Source organism: Xylophilus rhododendri (assembly GCF_009906855.1).
Taxonomy (GTDB): Bacteria; Pseudomonadota; Gammaproteobacteria; order Burkholderiales; family Burkholderiaceae_C; genus Xylophilus; species Xylophilus rhododendri.
On record NZ_CP047650.1, the window covers coordinates 1,728,374 to 1,744,561 of the forward strand.

Genomic DNA, 16,188 nt, shown 5'->3' on the forward strand with positions numbered 1-16,188 from the left:
GGCCTCAGGTGGCGATCAGCAGATCGTGCAGCATGGAAATCTTGCCGTTCGACCAGCGGTGGTAGTCGCGCCGACGCCAGCTGTGCGACACGGCGATGGCCCGGCGCAGCGGATTGCGCGGCAGATGACCGCGAAACTGCGCATGTTCGGCCGCGGCGCGAATCCAGGCGATCGCCTGCGCATCCGCGCCCAGGTGCTCGGCGCGCTCGACCATCTGCGTCAGGCGTTCGGCACGCAGGATCTGGCGCGGCGCCATGGGCGTGAAAAAAGCCTGGGCGATGGTGCGCAGGCGCCATCCCCACGACGGGATCGGCATGCCGACGGTGTTGGCCCGGTGCAGCCTATAGGCCATGGTGGGTACGTCGAGCAGGCCGACTCTGGCCGTCAACGCCGCAACGAAGGCGAGCCATTCGTCATGCACCCAGAGTGGCGAAAACGGCAAGGCCCCCTCCAGCAGCGAGCGGCGAAAGGCGCAGGCAGCGCCGGTGACGAGATTGCGCTTGGCATACACACGCCAAGCCCGGCCGCCTGCAACCTGGCTGCGTTCGTCATCCGTCACCAGCAGGGCCTGGAACAGGCGGCGGCCCATGGACACGCCCTCGGAGTCGATCAGTTCGGCATCGCTGTGCAGCAGGCACAGGCCAGGATCGGCTGCGAAGCGGTCGACGAAGGTGGCGAGCTTGTCGGCGAACCAGCGGTCGTCCTGGTCGGCGAGGAAAACGAGGTCGATGTCATCGCCAGCCAGCGCCAGCGCGCGTTCGAAGTTTCGCACCACCCCCAGGTTGGTCGTATTGCGATGCAGCCGCACCTCGAAGGGCGCCGTCGGTGCCCAGCGCTGCAAAAGCTCCCAGCTGCCGTCGACCGATCCGTCATCCACGATGGCCATGCGCCGGGGCAATTCCGTCTGAGCGGCGATGCTGTCGAGTTGCTCCTGCAGATAGGCGGCGCCGTTGTAGACGCACATGGCGACGCCAGCGACGGGACGGAGGATCGCCATCAGCGCAGCGACGTCACGCCGTCGTCCGCCGCAGCGGGCGGCACGTCCGGTGCTGCAGACCGGACGATGGATTCTTCATCGACCCGATCGAAGTTCACCCGCTCCAGCTCGACTACCAATGGCATGCGCCGGACCCGTGTGTAGATCGCACCCACGTATTCACCCAACAGCCCGATGAACAGCATCTGCACCGATGAAAAGAAAAACAGTCCCACGACGATCGGGGCGATACCGAGCGAAAAGTAATTCCAGAAGAGCAGCTTGGCCATCAGGAACAGGATGGCGATGAACATGCTGAGCATGGACAGCAGAAAGCCCCGAGCGCCATGAGGCGCAGCGGCACCTTCGAGTGGTTCGTGATGCCCAGCATCGCGATGTCGTAGAGCGTGTAGAAGTTGTTTTTCGTGATGCCGCGCTTGCGTTTGGGCTGCTTGAACGGAACGGTTGCGATGGGAAAACCGATCTCGCATACCAGGCCACGAAAATACGGATACGGGTCCTCGATCTTGCGCAGGATGTCGATTACGGCGCGGTCGAACAGCCCCGCGCCGGTGGCGTTGCGCACCAGTGGGACCTCTGAAATGCGGCCAATCATCCGGTAATAGGCCGAACGCACCGCATACATCAGCCGCGACTCCTCGCTTTCGGGCTTGGTGGCCATGACGGTCTTGAATCCCGCCTCCCACCTCTCGACGAACTGCGCAATCATTTCCGGCGGATCCTGCAGGTCGGCGGCGATGAGTACGCATGCATCGCCCCGGGACTGCATGATGCCGTAATAGGGCGAGCGGATATGGCCAAAGTTGCGCGCGTTGACGATCAGCTTGATGCGGCGGTCGGCGGCCGCCATCGACTTGATCAGCCCGGCGGTGCCATCGGTCGAATGGTTGTCGATGAAAATGTGCTCGTACTCGTAGGGCAAGGTCGCCATGGTGGCTGCAATGCGGGCGGCGAGCTCCTCGACATTGCCCTCTTCGTTGTAGCAGGGAGTGACGATGCTAATGAGTTTGGGCATGGGTAAATACGAAAAACTTGCTGAGTAGATAGGAAAGCACGGCCATGGGGACCAGCATCAACGCCCCTGCCGCATACGCACCGATGCCGAAATGCAAAAGCATGGCCAAGCCTGCCACATTGCATCCATACACCACACCGTAGACCAGCACGAACCGCCCCAGCAACCGGGGCGATGCCGAACCAAAGACCAGGCGCCCGGTGGTCATGAAATTGAAGAGCACTCCGCACACAGTCGCCAGCAGTTGGGCGAGCGCGTAGTGCAGGCCCAGAAAGAGCAGCGCTGCAAAACACCCGTAACCGAAGGCGGAGTTCAGCACGCCGACAAACAGGAAGCGCACGAACTCCAGCCGGGACACAGCCCCTGCCGCGCTCCGCCAGGCGACGCGCTTTTCCGAAGGCTCAACGCGCATACAACAGGCGCATGACCAGCGCCCCGGAGACAGGCTTGTCGCCGGCTTGGGCAGGCGACATGCCCGACGGCAAAGCGCTGGCAGAAGTCATCCATACCGTCACCGCGTGCGCCGGCAGTACCTGGGGCGCCGACAGGGTCAGCGTGTAACTCTGTCCCGCTGAGTTGTCCATTCGGGACAAACGAAAATCCTGGAACGCGTTGTCCCTCAGCAACTGCTGTTTTTCAATGCCCTGCGCAACCGTCCTCCCCTGGCTGTCGGTTAGGCTCCACTGCAACTCGCCCAGGTTGATACGCGCATACGTGGCGAACTGCAGCCCCACCCCGATCAGGCCGTTGCGAGGAACCACGAAGCGTTGGGATACGACCTCGCCGCCCCAAATCGCGCCTACTGGCCGTTCGCCTTCGCTGGCGAGCGGCACGACCGTCGCCTCCTGGACCCAGGCGTTGCGATTCCACCGCTGCGCAGCATCGCGCGAGATCAGGCCGCAGGCGAGCGCGGGCAATACGAAGAACGCCACGCCCAGCCACATGCGGCTCTTCAGCCCGGCCAGCGAGGAGCCCGCCACAACATGCGCAGGCTGGCGCCAGAGGCGTTCGAACACGACGAGCGCCACCGGCAGCAGCAGGAATATCTGCAACCACAGCTTCCACCAGGAGGTCGCCACCAACGGCATCAGATCGGCCATCGTCATGTATTGCACCTGGAAATGCTGCCGCCACACGCCCAACTGCAACATCGTCGCGTCGACATTACCCACCCACTGGTTGGCGCTGACCCAGACCAGCCCTGCCATCGCGAACAATTCGCCGATCAAAAGAAGGGAACGGCGCCGAACCAAGATTGTCGACAGCGCGATGAAGGGCATCGTGATGATCAGCCACTGCGGATGCCAGTCCACGCTGGCCAGAAAACAGCCATACGCGGCGATCGGGAAAAGCACTGCCTCACGTCGGAAGCTCGCCGCCGATGCCGGTCGCCTGACATATGCAACCAGACAGATGAGCGCCATGGCCAGCGCGAGATGGAGGCGGGGGCTGTGCAGCAGAGGGACCGCCGCATCGCCCAGCTTGGTGCCCGCCAGATGGAAAATCGATCCGCGAAACGCCGGGCTGCCCGCATACAGCAGGAACTGCAGCAGTGTCAGCGACACACCAATGGCACCCAGGCGAATAATGGCCAACGGCCTTTTCTCGGCGAAAAGCAGCAGCGGTATGAACGCCAGCAGGGCGAAATACTTGAAGGGAATGGCGAATGCGAACAGCACCGCAAAGCGGTTGAGGTCCCGCGTCAAATAGAAAAAGAATCCCCAAATCGCAAAACACAAGGCAATGACGTCGTATTGCCCAAAAATAAATACCGCGAATATGGCAATTGGCGATGTGGCAAAGGCGACCGTCGCCAGCCTGGCGGCGTCGCGTGTCCCCTCCGCAAGTAGCAGGGCGCATCGATACACCCCGGCGGCGACGATTGCGAAGGCCACGGCCAGCAGGCTTTTCGCCCAGAGAATCTCCCCCGTCGACAGTGACATCATCCCCAAATGTCCGACATCGCCTGCCGCGCCTAATATATGCCATGGCAGCATCCAGATGGCGAAAATGACGTAAATGATCGGCAGATAATCGTTCCGCGCCACGATACCTTGGTTGTAGTCGTAGAAGTCTACAAAATGCCCCGTCAGGTAGGCATAGGATGAAGCAGTGGTGTGAAAAAGGTCGGGCTGCTGGAAAAGCAGCGCGCAAATCAACACACAAGCAACATAAGCGATGATATTAAACGGATCCAATCTCGGAACTCCGGCGGCCAGCGGTAGTGTTCGCATGGGTCTTTCAGAAAATATGCGTCGGCAGACCACAGCGCAAGCCAAGGCCAGAAGGATCAATTTCGGCAAAAAGAAATAACGGTTTTCGACATGGATGATGGCCACGGTGAAAATAATCGCAGCCACGGAGAAAACCAGCGCCGCTTTCTCCCGTCGTCCTCTCGAATACCTCGCGAGCAGGCAGCATATCCCTGTAAAAGCCGCAACCGACGCCCATGCGCAGGCCAGGAGCCATCGATCGACATGAAGCGTCGACGGCGCATCGGCCGGGGGCTCACCCAGATAAACTGCGTGCCGGTACGCAAAAAGGCCTTGCCACAGCTTGATCGCGTAGTGGCTGGCGCGGCTCACCGGTGCATCGAGCTGGCTGATATAGGCGCCCGTGTGAGGAAGCGAGAACGCGATCAGCTCAACATTCGGCTGATTGCGAACATCAGCGAAAACCGCATTCATGGCGGGATCGTAGACATGCACATGGCCCGTGTGCGCCCAGATCCACCACACCTGCGTCAGGCTGACGCTGAAGCCCGCTGCGAACATCGCAGCACAGCGCAGCAGTTGGCTCCAGGAATGGATCCGTGGACGCCAAGGCATCGTGACGATCAGCGCCAACACGGCGAAAGCCGAGAAAACCAGATAGTTTTGCTTGATCAACCCGCCAAGCGCCATGAAAAGCCCTGCCAGCAGGGCATCGATCAGGCGCCCGGGCAAACGCACCATGAAGCCCAAGCCAATGGCAAACAGCGTGGCTGCAGGCATGTCACTCAACGCGACGGGCAGGAGCGGCAACGCAAGCAACAGGGTGAGCGCCCCTACGAGTATCCGGGCCAGACCGACCCCGGCATTGCACATTCCTGCGGTTGGCATCCGCAGTTCGACAATACGCAGCACCGCCTGGTACATGAGCGCAAGCCAAAACAGATTGAACGCCAGTATGGTGTACGACTGCGTGACAGGATCGCCGCTGAGCAAGGGCGGCAAGGCGAAATACAAGGCGCTGCCGATCGACCGAATACCGTTGTAGCAGCCCTTGAACAAGGACTCCTGACCGCGCAGGGCCAGGGCACATTGGTCTCCGATCTGCCTGAATGTTTCGGCATCTCCGAAGGAGGGAAAATTCATGCCATGGGACTATGAGATTGGGCGCATCGATTTGCGGCCGGTAAGAAACCTGGAGCGTGGCGGATAGGCCAAGGAAAAATCGCCTCGTTCAGAAAGGTTGGGGCTGTAGCTGCTGTCTTCAGACAAGGCCCCCCCCAGCGCAATGCAAGTGCCTTCCAGTGCTCGTCGGAGACCGCATCTCCGCCCGGGCCCGCGCGCGTTGAGGGCTCCGTCCATTGCACATGGGCTTTGGGCGCATACACCATCCGCAAACCCACCTGACTGGCGACCAGCCCGTAGTCGATCATGGCTGCCAGGCCCGCCAAGTTGTGATCGAGCTCCGGCATAAGCTGCAATAGCAAGTCGCGGCGCAGAGCCACGCAGCCGTCCTCGAGTGCGGTGAAATTCTGTGCAAGCAGTGCTCTTCCGAAAAAGCCCGGATCGCCCTCTCGCAAGCCGTGGAAGGCCGGCGCAAAGCGCCGGTCAGGCCCAACACCGAGCAGCAACCCGCTGCCCCGATATTGGTCTTTGCCGATCTGGTAACGCGGGCCCGCTCCGGCGATGTCTGGCCGCATGGCTTGTGACACCAGAACAGACAGCCATTGAGCATCGACGAACCGCAATACCGGCTGCACCAGCACCAGAACCGCGGCGTCGCCGCCGGCCAATGCGGCCGCCGCCAGCCCACCTGCCGGATCAGGTGCGACTGCCACCGAGATGCGGTGGTCGAGCAGCGCCGCGAAACGACGATCGTCCGGCGACACCTCATCCAGCCACACCACCACGTGCCACGACGCATAGTCGGTATGCGCCACGAGCGAACTCACGCACGCCTGCCAGGCGTCCGATCGTCCACCATGCAAATCCGCATGCACCACGATGCACGCCTTGGGCTCCGGCGTCGGGCAATGATGTGAGATTTCGTATCCCCAACCCACATGCCGCGCAGACGCGGGACGATCGATGCGGGAAAAATGCTCCGTCAAAGCTCTTTCGGCGGCGAACATTGCATAGGGCTTCGCGTCGGAAGAATGCGCTGTGCTTTCCGAATGAACGCGCCAGTGGTAGAGAACCCGCGGTATGTGAATAACCTGGCGATCATGGATGTGTTCCAGGCACCGTAGCGTCAGGTCATAGTCCTGCGAGCCTTCAAGGCCCAAGCGGAAGCCGCCCACCTGCTCCACCAGCGAACGCGAGAACGCCCCCAAATGGCTGAACATGTTCTGTGAATAAAAAAGGTCCCGGTTCCAATCACTTTTGAAATAAGCGCCAAACCGTTGCCCGGTTTCGTCGATCTTGTCCTCGTCGGAATAGACCATGCGCGCATCCGGATTGCCATCTATCGCTTCGGCAATCCAGAAAAGGGCATCTACGGAAAGCAGATCGTCATGATCAAGCAAGGCAATCCATTCGCCGCCAGCCAACGACAAGGCACTGTTGGATGTCGCAGAGATGTGGCCGTTTTCTTGACGCATGACAATCTTGATGCGTGGATCACGGGCAGCCCAGCGGGCCAGCAAAGGGCCAACCGAAGACTTGCTGGATGCGTCATCGGCAATACACAACTCCCAGTGCGGATAGACCTGCGCTCTAATCGATCGGATTGCCGCATCAAGCCACGCGGGCTCGGGGTTGTATGTAGGCATCACGACCGAAATGACAGGCCGCTTGGCAAACTTTTCCGTGCGCTGGCGCATCCATGCCTTGTCCGCGCCAGTCACGGTCGAGTATTTTTGCACCCAGTCTGGATAATCAACCTCACGCTGCAATTCGGTGGCATGAGCATCCGCCATGGAAGCGACGCGAATAAGAATTCGAACGCCACCAGCCATGCCTTTGACAAACCCGTCTCGCCTGAACAACTTGAGCGCCGACCGTGCCATGGCCACCCATCCGCCGCCGAACGACCACGCCGCGCCCCCCCACCGGAGCGGCCTGGCCAAGTGAAACAAACCTTTTCGGCACCTTTTAAGAAAACGGGACGATCGCATATCAGGCGAAATATCGCATGGGGAAAATCAAGTTGGAAGAAATAAAGGCGCAACTGCCGATACTGGAGAGTCCATAAAGGCCGACCGTACGATCCGAACGGTTTTCCACCCGCACATCGATGACCCCGGGGACCAGACCCGGCACCGCGAAGCGGAGATGCGCCCCATCCGAAGAAGCATCCAAACCAAATGACTGTTCAAGCAACGGCGCGCTGAACTGTGAAATCCACAAACGTATTTCTCCAATGGGTACGGTTGCAAAGGTGGCTACCACCATACTCCACGTGCGCGGATCAGCAGTCGTTACCCGCAACGCAGAAGTCAAACCGTCACCCGGCGCCAAGGCCAGAACGGTCTGCCGTTGCATCAAATCGACAGAATCACCCAGGCCTGCTACAACATCAAGCTGATCCGCCGAAACGATCCGCGGCGCCACACTGGTTACGACGCCCGTCCTTGCTGCGGCGTCGATGCGTTCCCCGACCCTCCTGACGGTCCGGATGCGCCGTGTCACCGACGGACGCCAGGCCTTCCACCATGCGCCGTGCACCCGGGCAAGTGCATGGTGTTTCTGCACATAGGCATTTGCCCGGAGCCCGATGGTTTGTGCGGCCGGAATGTCGTTGAGTGCCGCCAAGATCGTTTCCACCCACGCCTCGGCATCGTCGGGCACGAGCCAGCCAGTCTGTCCATGCGCCACGCTATCCCGGTAAAGTGGGGTGTCTGAATAAATCGCCGGGATCTTGCAGGCGCCGAATTCGCGCACTTTGTTGTTGGTCTTGTAGCGTCCGAAAGGGGTATCGAGCAAGGGCGCCAGCGCAAGAACCCAAGAACGTGACAGCTTGGTCTGGATGAAGCTGGAGTAATCGCGGACCCCGTCCAGGCTACGTACGCCAGGCCGCCCGGACAGCGCCGGAGGCGTAAAACCGAAAAACTCGAATACCGTGCCTTCCGGCGCCCGCTTCAATACCTGATCGATGACAGGAACAAGCAGTGCGACGTCGGCAGCACGGCTGGCGTTGGCGACAACGCCAATCCGCAATTCCGTAGACGACTCACGCTCGGTTCCCACCACCGGCTTCAGCATTAAAAAATCGAAGAACGCCGGAACCAGCCGCACATTGCGGTTGAACGCTTGAAGGAACTTCCGAAAGATGTTCGTGTGGCACAAAACCACATCAGCGCCATGAACCACATACTCTAATACCGCACGGACTTGCGGATTCGAATAGAAGCAGGAAATATCGCTCCTGTCGTCTAGCAACCAGAAATTATCGTCCAGCAGATACGCATAAGGAAACCGGCAGCGCTGCAACCAATTAATGAGATCAAGGGATTCGATCGATGCAACCCTGATGAGCACGACATGCGTATTGGCAGGCGCGGAAGGCAGGAAATCCAGGGCTTCTTTGCATGACATCACCGTGACTCTTTCGACCGCGGGTATCGCACAGAACGCCTGAAAAGTCAGCTGAACCGTTGGGATATTGCCCTCGCACACCAGCACTACATGCAGACGTGTTCGAGTGGCATAGCCCAGCCGACGCATCAGTTCAATCAAAGTGCTTCTCCATGCGCACGATCAATCCTTCGTCACCGGTCACGGCGAAACCGGCCCTCTCATAGAGCTTGCGGGCACGCTCATTGCCGGCGAACACTTGCAGATAGACGGAGGTCAGGGCCCAATATTGCTGCGCCATGATGCACAAACCTTCCAACGCCCGACGCATCTGGCCCTTGCCATCCTCCCCCGGCGCAGCAATAAAACGACCAACTTCGGCGGTGCGCAAGTCATCGTCGATGCGATAGATGGCAACTTGGCCGATCGGCTGCCCCACTGAATTTTCCGCAATGAACACATAATCATCGGCCTTGCCGACATAAGCATCAAACCATGCCAATTGCGAAGCCGAATCGATTACCTCAGAATGCAGGAATTGCTGGCGAATGCCATCCCGGTTTCGCCAAAGCCGAGTCATTTCCAGATCCGTCTCCCTCAAAACCCGCAAGGTCAGTTGCTCGCCACAATAGGGGGCAATTTCTTTTTTTCCACCAAGGCAGTTGGATTTTTCACTTTGCGTAGCGTGCCACCAATTCGGAAATTTTCCGTACTTCCGCCGCCGTCACAGCCATGTGCATTGGAAGGGAAAGGATTTCTTCGCTGATCTTGCGTGCGTTCGGGCATGGCGGACCTCCAGCATACATCTCATAGCAGGTATTATCCCGGTAATGGACGCCCGGATAAATTTCATGCTCGTTCAACGCCAGCATGACCTCATCGCGATTGCGCAAGCGCACTTGGAACAAATGGCGTGACGACTCGCATTCTTCCGAATGACTAACAACATTGACATTATTGTGGCCAGTCAGGCCGGCCGAGTACCAGGTAGCCAGTTGACGACGGTAGGCGTTATCCAAATCCAGATATTTCAACTGGACCAAGCCTATCGCAGCCATGATCGAATTGCCGTGGTATTTGAAGCCCAGTTCCTCTACGTCATACATCCACTTATATGCGCCCTGGCTGCTCGTTCTCGCATAGGTATCCTTGTTGATTCCAAGCCAAGTCAACCGGCGCACGCGAGCGTCGTCCTCAACGTCACGGAAACATATCATTCCGCTGTCCGCTGTAGGCAAGTTCTTGACGGCCTGAAAACTGAAAACGGTGCAGTCTGCATCGCCCCCGACATGGACGCCATTCACGCGTGTGCCCGCCATATGCGCCGCATCGAGAATCAGCCTGAGACCCCTTGCCCGGCACAGTTCCACAACGCGCCGGTATTGGCCGACATTGCCGCCCATACCCACGAAAATCACCGCTTTCGTGCGCGGTGTGATCTTGCGCTCGATATCCGCCGGGTCGAGACAAAGAGAATCATCAACGTCGGCAAATACAGGATTCAGAGCGCAGTACTTAATCGCATGATTGGTCGAAATAAAAGTCAAAGGGGAAGTGATGACCTCATCGCCATCGACCCAGCCATCCTTGGTGCGGAACAGATGCATGGCCAAGTGCAAGCCCACAGTGTTCGAACTAAGAAAATGGGAAAAAGGCAACTCGGTATAGTCACCCCACGCCTTCTCGAACTGAACCGTCTTGAAGCCCAAGCCGGTCCATCCTTTGACCAGGCATTCCCTGATTTCTTCAAGGCATTCTTCAACCCGAAAAGCCGGTACAAACAATTGAGTTGCCATATTTATTCCCCTTTGTGCAAATAATTAGTCAAAACCTGCTCTGTCGGGCCGTCCTCTCGGATTTGGCCATGATCCATCCATATAACACGGTTGCAGAGGCGTCGAATCAAGTCGGTTTGGTGAGAGACAAAAACAAGGATGCTAGAGTTATCGACGAAAGACGCCATGCGCTCTTGCGCACGCGCAATGAATTCTGCATCCCCGCCTGCAAAAAGCTCATCAAGTATCAAGATTTCCGGATGAACCGCCGTCGCGATCGCAAACGCAAGCTTCATATACATGCCGGTCGAATAATACTTGACTGGAGTGTCGATAAAATCCTGCATGCCCGTGAACTCAATCACTTCGCGTTCGATCTTTTCGAGTTGGGGCCTCGTGTAGCCTAGGATGGCGCCATTGAGGTAAATATTTTCACGGCCGCTGATTTCGGGCTGGAAACCGGCGCCGATCTCGAGCAAAGGAGCAACTTTGCCAGCGACACGAACCGTACCGAATGTAGGCTCGTAGATCCTGCAAATGGTCTTGAGCAAGGTGCTTTTACCCGCGCCATTGTGGCCCACGATACCGACCCGCTCGCCGTGGACGATATTGAGGCTTACATCCTTGAGAGCCCAAAACTGCTTTGGCTGAGGACTATGTTGCCCCCGCAGCATAAGCGCAAACTTCTCTTTGATCGACGTGTGCTTATCCTGATAGAGCTTGAACTCCAGGGAAACACCCTCGACATTTATCTCACTGAGCTCATTCATAAGCGAAAAATAACCTCGCGATCAAAGCGCCGAAAAATGTACATGCCGATCAACAAGCTGCCAACCGCACACATAGCGGCCACAGAGTAAGAATGCAAAGACGGGAATTCCCCGGAATAGATAGGCGCGCGAAATAAATCGATAAAATAATACAAAGGATTGGTTGCAACGATCCAATGATATTTCTCGGGAATGATCTCGAGCGGATAGATAATAGGCGTCAAATAATATCCAGCCTGCAACGCGATTGACACAATGTGTTGCGCGTCGCGCGCATAGACTGTCAATACCGACATCGCCAACGCCATTCCCACAGCGAATAAAAAGACGAGCAGAAATGCGAGCGGAATGGTGATCAAGGCAATCGTCATCTGCGCACCAAGCAATAGCGCCAGGATGAAAAGGCATGCAAAGCTCAAAAGAGCATCAACCAGCAGACCGCAACAGCGGGAAATAACGAAAATCTGGCGCGGTATATATATTTTCTTGATTAATGACTCGTTCTCCAAAATGCCGCCTCCGCCCTGAATAACGCAGCCGGAAAATAATGTCCAGGGAATCAATCCAGCAAATAAAAAGACGGCAAAACTCTTTACCGGCATCCGCATCATTAGCGAAAAGACAACCGAAGTGATGGCCATCGTCAACAAAGGATTTACCAGCGTCCACATAAACCCCAGTGCGGTGCGGCGGTAGCGCAACGTGACATGCTGCTGAATGAAATGAACAAGAACAAGCTTGAATTCCCAAAGGCCCGTCAAAAACCACTTAATCATATCCAGAACCCTAGCACGGAATCATAATGCGAAAACAGCCATTCACACGCGAGTACCATTAAGGGAACAAAACGGCATTATCCTCGCCGTCCTGCATTCCACGATGAAACGCCACCTCTAACAAACCATCGAAAATAAGCATTTCTACAAGTTCGACCTGAAGGTCCATATTCTGAACCATCTTCCACCCCGCCCCGCCGCTCATCACGCATAAGGGCGTTTCGTTGCACTGGCTTCCAAGTGTATCCACCATTCTGCGAACTGCACCAGCAATGGCATACGTGCCGCCGCTGGTCAACGCATCACTGGTGTTTTTCGGAAATGACACAACTTCTCCTGTCGGAACATGGAGGCCAGCAGTGCCGCTTTCAAGCGCGCGCAGCATGATGCCATGGCCAGGAAGAATTAATCCACCCAAGAACATGCCCGAACTATCGAGCGCATCAATCGTAACTGCAGTGCCAACCATTACCACTATCAATGGCTTGAATACCTGGCTTCTCCGCATTCTGCGGTAGGCGCCGATCATTGCAAGCCAGCGGTCGGCGCCGAGTCGCAGCGGATGATCATAGCCATTCGTCACTCCCGCCTCATACTTTGAAGCGATGACCCATTGAGGCAATACATTCCAAAGCTCGAGCTGCTCTTCTACCAAACGTCTAATGGCGTCGCCTGCAACGATGCAGCCCAGCATACGAGTAGGAGCAGGCAACTCAGCCCAAGGTCCCTCTGAAAGCCGGCCAATGTTTTCCAAGAACTCTACGCCCTGCGCGATCGGATACTGCCCAGGCGATACGTTTGAAAACATTGCCCACTTCAGCCGGGTGTTCCCGACATCAATCGCTAGAAAAGTCATGGCCGGGTTTATAAGAGGTCAAAAAATAAACAGCAAGTTAGCTCCGTTAGGAATGTAAGCCTTCCTGCGAGTTTGCACCACATGGCATTACCCAAAGACAAAAGCCCCTCAATCTTTCGACTGAGGGGCGTTTGCGGCTGTAAGAGCCTGACGATGACCTACTTTCACACGGGAACCCGCACTATCATCGGCGCGGAGTCGTTTCACTGTCCTGTTCGGGATGGGAAGGAGTGGTACCAACTCGCTATGGTCATCAGGCATAAAGGGTTGCCGTCCTGGTTTTGAGGTCAGGACAGCGAATTCATAGAGTCAAATCAGTTTGAGTGTTTTGATTACGTCTTGGCATAACACCCTGATATCTGCGTTGGCAGTGTATCAAAGTTATAGGGTCAAGCCGCACGAGCAATTAGTATCAGTTAGCTTAACGCATTACTGCGCTTCCACACCTGACCTATCAACGTCCTGGTCTAGAACGACTCTTCAGGGGGCTCAAGGCCCCGGCAGATCTTATCTTGAAACGAGTTTCCCGCTTAGATGCTTTCAGCGGTTATCTCTTCCGCACTTAGCTACTCGGCAATGCCACTGGCGTGACAACCGATACACCAGAGGTGCGTCCACTCCGGTCCTCTCGTACTAGGAGCAGGCTTCCTCAAATCTGCAGCGCCCACGGAAGATAGGGACCAAACTGTCTCACGACGTTTTAAACCCAGCTCACGTACCTCTTTAAATGGCGAACAGCCATACCCTTGGGACCGGCTACAGCCCCAGGATGAGATGAGCCGACATCGAGGTGCCAAACACCGCCGTCGATATGAACTCTTGGGCGGTATCAGCCTGTTATCCCCAGAGTACCTTTTATCCGTTGAGCGATGGCCCTTCCATACAGAACCACCGGATCACTATGTCCTGCTTTCGCATCTGCTCGACTTGTCAGTCTCGCAGTTAAGCACGCTTATGCCATTGCACTATCGTCACGATGTCCGACCGTAACTAGCGTACCTTCGAACTCCTCCGTTACGCTTTGGGAGGAGACCGCCCCAGTCAAACTGCCTACCATGCACTGTCCCCGATCCAGATAATGGACCTAGGTTAGAACCTCAAACGCACCAGGGTGGTATTTCAACGTTGGCTCCATGCGATCTAGCGACCGCACTTCAAAGCCTCCCACCTATCCTACACAGATCCGTTCAAAGTCCAATACAAAGCTACAGTAAAGGTTCATGGGGTCTTTCCGTCTTTCCGCGGGGAGATTGCATCATCACAAACATTTCAACTTCGCTGAGTCTCGGGAGGAGACAGTGTGGCCATCGTTACGCCATTCGTGCAGGTCGGAACTTACCCGACAAGGAATTTCGCTACCTTAGGACCGTTATAGTTACGGCCGCCGTTTACTGGGACTTCAATCAAGAGCTTGCACCCCATCATTTAATCTTCCAGCACCGGGCAGGCGTCACACCCTATACGTCCACTTTCGTGTTTGCAGAGTGCTGTGTTTTTAATAAACAGTCGCAGCCACCGATTTTTTGCAACCTCATTGGGCTCCAGGAGTAAATCCCTTCACCTACTAAAGGCACACCTTCTTCCGAAGTTACGGTGTCAATTTGCCGAGTTCCTTCTCCCGAGTTCTCTCAAGCGCCTTAGAATACTCATCTCGCGCACCAGTGTCGGTTTGCGGTACGGTCGTCAATAGCTGAAGCTTAGTGGCTTTTCCTGGAAGCAGGGTATCACTCACTTCGTCTGCAAGCAGACTCGTTATCACCCCTCATCTAAGCCCGGCGGATTTGCCTACCAGGCACGACTACAGGCTTGAACCAACATGTCCAACAGTTGGCTGAGCTAACCTTCTCCGTCCCCACATCGCACTATTGATCGGTACAGGAATATTGACCTGTTTCCCATCAGCTACGCATCTCTGCCTCGCCTTAGGGGCCGACTCACTCTACGCCGATGAACGTTGCGTAGAAAACCTTGCGCTTACGGCGAGGGGGCTTTTCACCCCCTTTAACGCTACTCATGTCAGCATTCGCACTTCTGATACCTCCAGCATCCTTTACAAGACACCTTCACAGGCCTACAGAACGCTCTCCTACCACGTGCCATAAATGACACATCCGCAGCTTCGGTAACTGGCTTAGCCCCGTTACATCTTCCGCGCAGGACGACTCGATCAGTGAGCTATTACGCTTTCTTTAAATGATGGCTGCTTCTAAGCCAACATCCTGACTGTTTTAGCCTTCCCACTTCGTTTCCCACTTAGCCAATTTTAGGGACCTTAGCTGGCGGTCTGGGTTGTTTCCCTCTTGAGTCCGGACGTTAGCACCCGGTGCTCTGTCTCCCAAGCTGTACTCTGCGGTATTCGGAGTTTGCCTTGGTTTGGTAAGTCGCCATGACCCCCTAGCCAAAACAGTGCTCTACCCCCGCAGGTAATACTTGAGGCACTACCTAAATAGTTTTCGGAGAGAACCAGCTATTTCCAAGTTTGTTTAGCCTTTCACCCCTATCCACAGCTCATCCGCTAGTTTTGCAACACTAGTCGGTTCGGACCTCCAGTACCTGTTACGGCACCTTCATCCTGGCCATGGATAGATCACTTGGTTTCGGGTCTACACCCAGCGACTGGACGCCCTATTCGGACTCGATTTCTCTACGGCTTCCCTATTCGGTTAACCTTGCCACTGAATGTAAGTCGCTGACCCATTATACAAAAGGTACGCAGTCACCCTTGCGGGCTCCTACTTTTTGTAAGCATGCGGTTTCAGGATCTATTTCACTCCCCTCCCGGGGTTCTTTTCGCCTTTCCCTCACGGTACTAGTTCACTATCGGTCGATGATGAGTATTTAGCCTTGGAGGATGGTCCCCCCATATTCAGACAGGATTACACGTGTCCCGCCCTACTTGTCGCTGGCCTAGTACCACACGTCGGTTTTCGCATACAGGGCTATCACCTGCTATGGCTGACCTTTCCAGATCATTTTGCTAACCGTCGTGCTATCACCAGCAGGCTCTTCCGATTTCGCTCGCCACTACTTTCGGAATCTCGGTTGATGTCTTTTCCTCGAGCTACTGAGATGTTTCAGTTCACCCGGTTCGCCTCGCATGACTATGTATTCATCATGCGATACCCCTAAAGGTGGGTTTCCCCATTCGGAAATCTCCGGATCAAAGCTAATTTGCCAGCTCCCCGAAGCTTATCGCAGGCTATCACGTCCTTCGTCGCCTATCATCGCCAAGGCATCCACCACATGCTCTTATTCACTTGACCCTATAACTTTG

At 56.3% G+C, this 16,188-nt stretch carries 12 protein-coding genes and 2 rRNA genes; all 14 read right to left on the reverse strand.

The genetic code is table 11. The annotated features are described in order from the left end of the window. Nucleotides 1–4 precede the first annotated feature (4 nt). The 14 genes from GT347_RS07845 to GT347_RS07905 all read right to left on the reverse strand — a co-directional run bounded on the left by GT347_RS07845 (nucleotide 5) and on the right by GT347_RS07905 (nucleotide 16,177). The gene (locus tag GT347_RS07845) at nucleotides 5–997 is read right to left on the reverse strand and encodes a glycosyltransferase family 2 protein (RefSeq protein WP_160551432.1); all 993 of its coding nucleotides are present in this window, start codon (nucleotides 995–997) and stop codon (nucleotides 5–7) included. Continuing rightward, nucleotides 997–1,290, reverse strand: coding sequence for a hypothetical protein (locus tag GT347_RS27460; protein ID WP_229722789.1), 294 nt, complete (start codon nucleotides 1,288–1,290; stop codon nucleotides 997–999). Before GT347_RS27460 ends, GT347_RS07845 begins: the two co-directional genes overlap by 1 nt. Continuing rightward, nucleotides 1,266–2,012 carry a glycosyltransferase family 2 protein gene (locus GT347_RS07850; RefSeq protein ID WP_229722790.1) on the reverse strand — a complete coding sequence of 249 codons (747 nt, stop codon included), beginning with the start codon at nucleotides 2,010–2,012 and terminating at the stop codon, nucleotides 1,266–1,268. The genes GT347_RS27460 and GT347_RS07850 overlap by 25 nt, the downstream gene beginning before the upstream one ends. Then, nucleotides 1,996–2,424, reverse strand: a complete 429-nt coding sequence (locus GT347_RS07855) for a GtrA family protein (RefSeq protein ID WP_160551433.1) — start codon at nucleotides 2,422–2,424, stop codon at nucleotides 1,996–1,998. The genes GT347_RS07850 and GT347_RS07855 overlap by 17 nt, the downstream gene beginning before the upstream one ends. Continuing rightward, nucleotides 2,414–5,368 (reverse strand): hypothetical protein, encoded by a 2,955-nt coding sequence (locus GT347_RS07860; protein ID WP_160551434.1) that lies wholly within the window; start codon nucleotides 5,366–5,368, stop codon nucleotides 2,414–2,416. Before GT347_RS07860 ends, GT347_RS07855 begins: the two co-directional genes overlap by 11 nt. Continuing rightward, the gene (locus GT347_RS07865; protein WP_160551435.1) at nucleotides 5,365–7,230 is read right to left on the reverse strand and encodes a glycosyltransferase family 2 protein; all 1,866 of its coding nucleotides are present in this window, start codon (nucleotides 7,228–7,230) and stop codon (nucleotides 5,365–5,367) included. Before GT347_RS07865 ends, GT347_RS07860 begins: the two co-directional genes overlap by 4 nt. 109 nt (nucleotides 7,231–7,339) lie before the next feature. Continuing rightward, the gene (locus GT347_RS07870; protein WP_160551436.1) at nucleotides 7,340–8,899 is read right to left on the reverse strand and encodes a glycosyltransferase; all 1,560 of its coding nucleotides are present in this window, start codon (nucleotides 8,897–8,899) and stop codon (nucleotides 7,340–7,342) included. Beyond that, nucleotides 8,892–9,317, reverse strand: coding sequence for a GNAT family N-acetyltransferase (locus GT347_RS07875; RefSeq protein ID WP_160551437.1), 426 nt, complete (start codon nucleotides 9,315–9,317; stop codon nucleotides 8,892–8,894). Before GT347_RS07875 ends, GT347_RS07870 begins: the two co-directional genes overlap by 8 nt. Nucleotides 9,318–9,408: 91 nt before the next feature. Beyond that, nucleotides 9,409–10,533 (reverse strand): DegT/DnrJ/EryC1/StrS family aminotransferase, encoded by a 1,125-nt coding sequence (locus GT347_RS07880; RefSeq protein WP_160551438.1) that lies wholly within the window; start codon nucleotides 10,531–10,533, stop codon nucleotides 9,409–9,411. Between the two features lie 2 nt (nucleotides 10,534–10,535). Then, nucleotides 10,536–11,282, reverse strand: coding sequence for an ABC transporter ATP-binding protein (locus tag GT347_RS07885; RefSeq protein WP_160551439.1), 747 nt, complete (start codon nucleotides 11,280–11,282; stop codon nucleotides 10,536–10,538). Continuing rightward, the gene (locus GT347_RS07890; protein ID WP_160551440.1) at nucleotides 11,279–12,058 is read right to left on the reverse strand and encodes an ABC transporter permease; all 780 of its coding nucleotides are present in this window, start codon (nucleotides 12,056–12,058) and stop codon (nucleotides 11,279–11,281) included. The genes GT347_RS07885 and GT347_RS07890 overlap by 4 nt, the downstream gene beginning before the upstream one ends. Nucleotides 12,059–12,116: 58 nt before the next feature. Beyond that, nucleotides 12,117–12,914 carry a type III pantothenate kinase gene (locus GT347_RS07895; RefSeq protein WP_160551441.1) on the reverse strand — a complete coding sequence of 266 codons (798 nt, stop codon included), beginning with the start codon at nucleotides 12,912–12,914 and terminating at the stop codon, nucleotides 12,117–12,119. A 145-nt stretch (nucleotides 12,915–13,059) separates the two neighbouring features. Further along, nucleotides 13,060–13,172, reverse strand: a 5S ribosomal RNA gene (gene rrf / locus GT347_RS07900). A 127-nt stretch (nucleotides 13,173–13,299) separates the two neighbouring features. After that, a 23S ribosomal RNA gene (locus GT347_RS07905) occupies nucleotides 13,300–16,177 on the reverse strand. Between the last annotated feature and the right edge of the window lie 11 nt (nucleotides 16,178–16,188).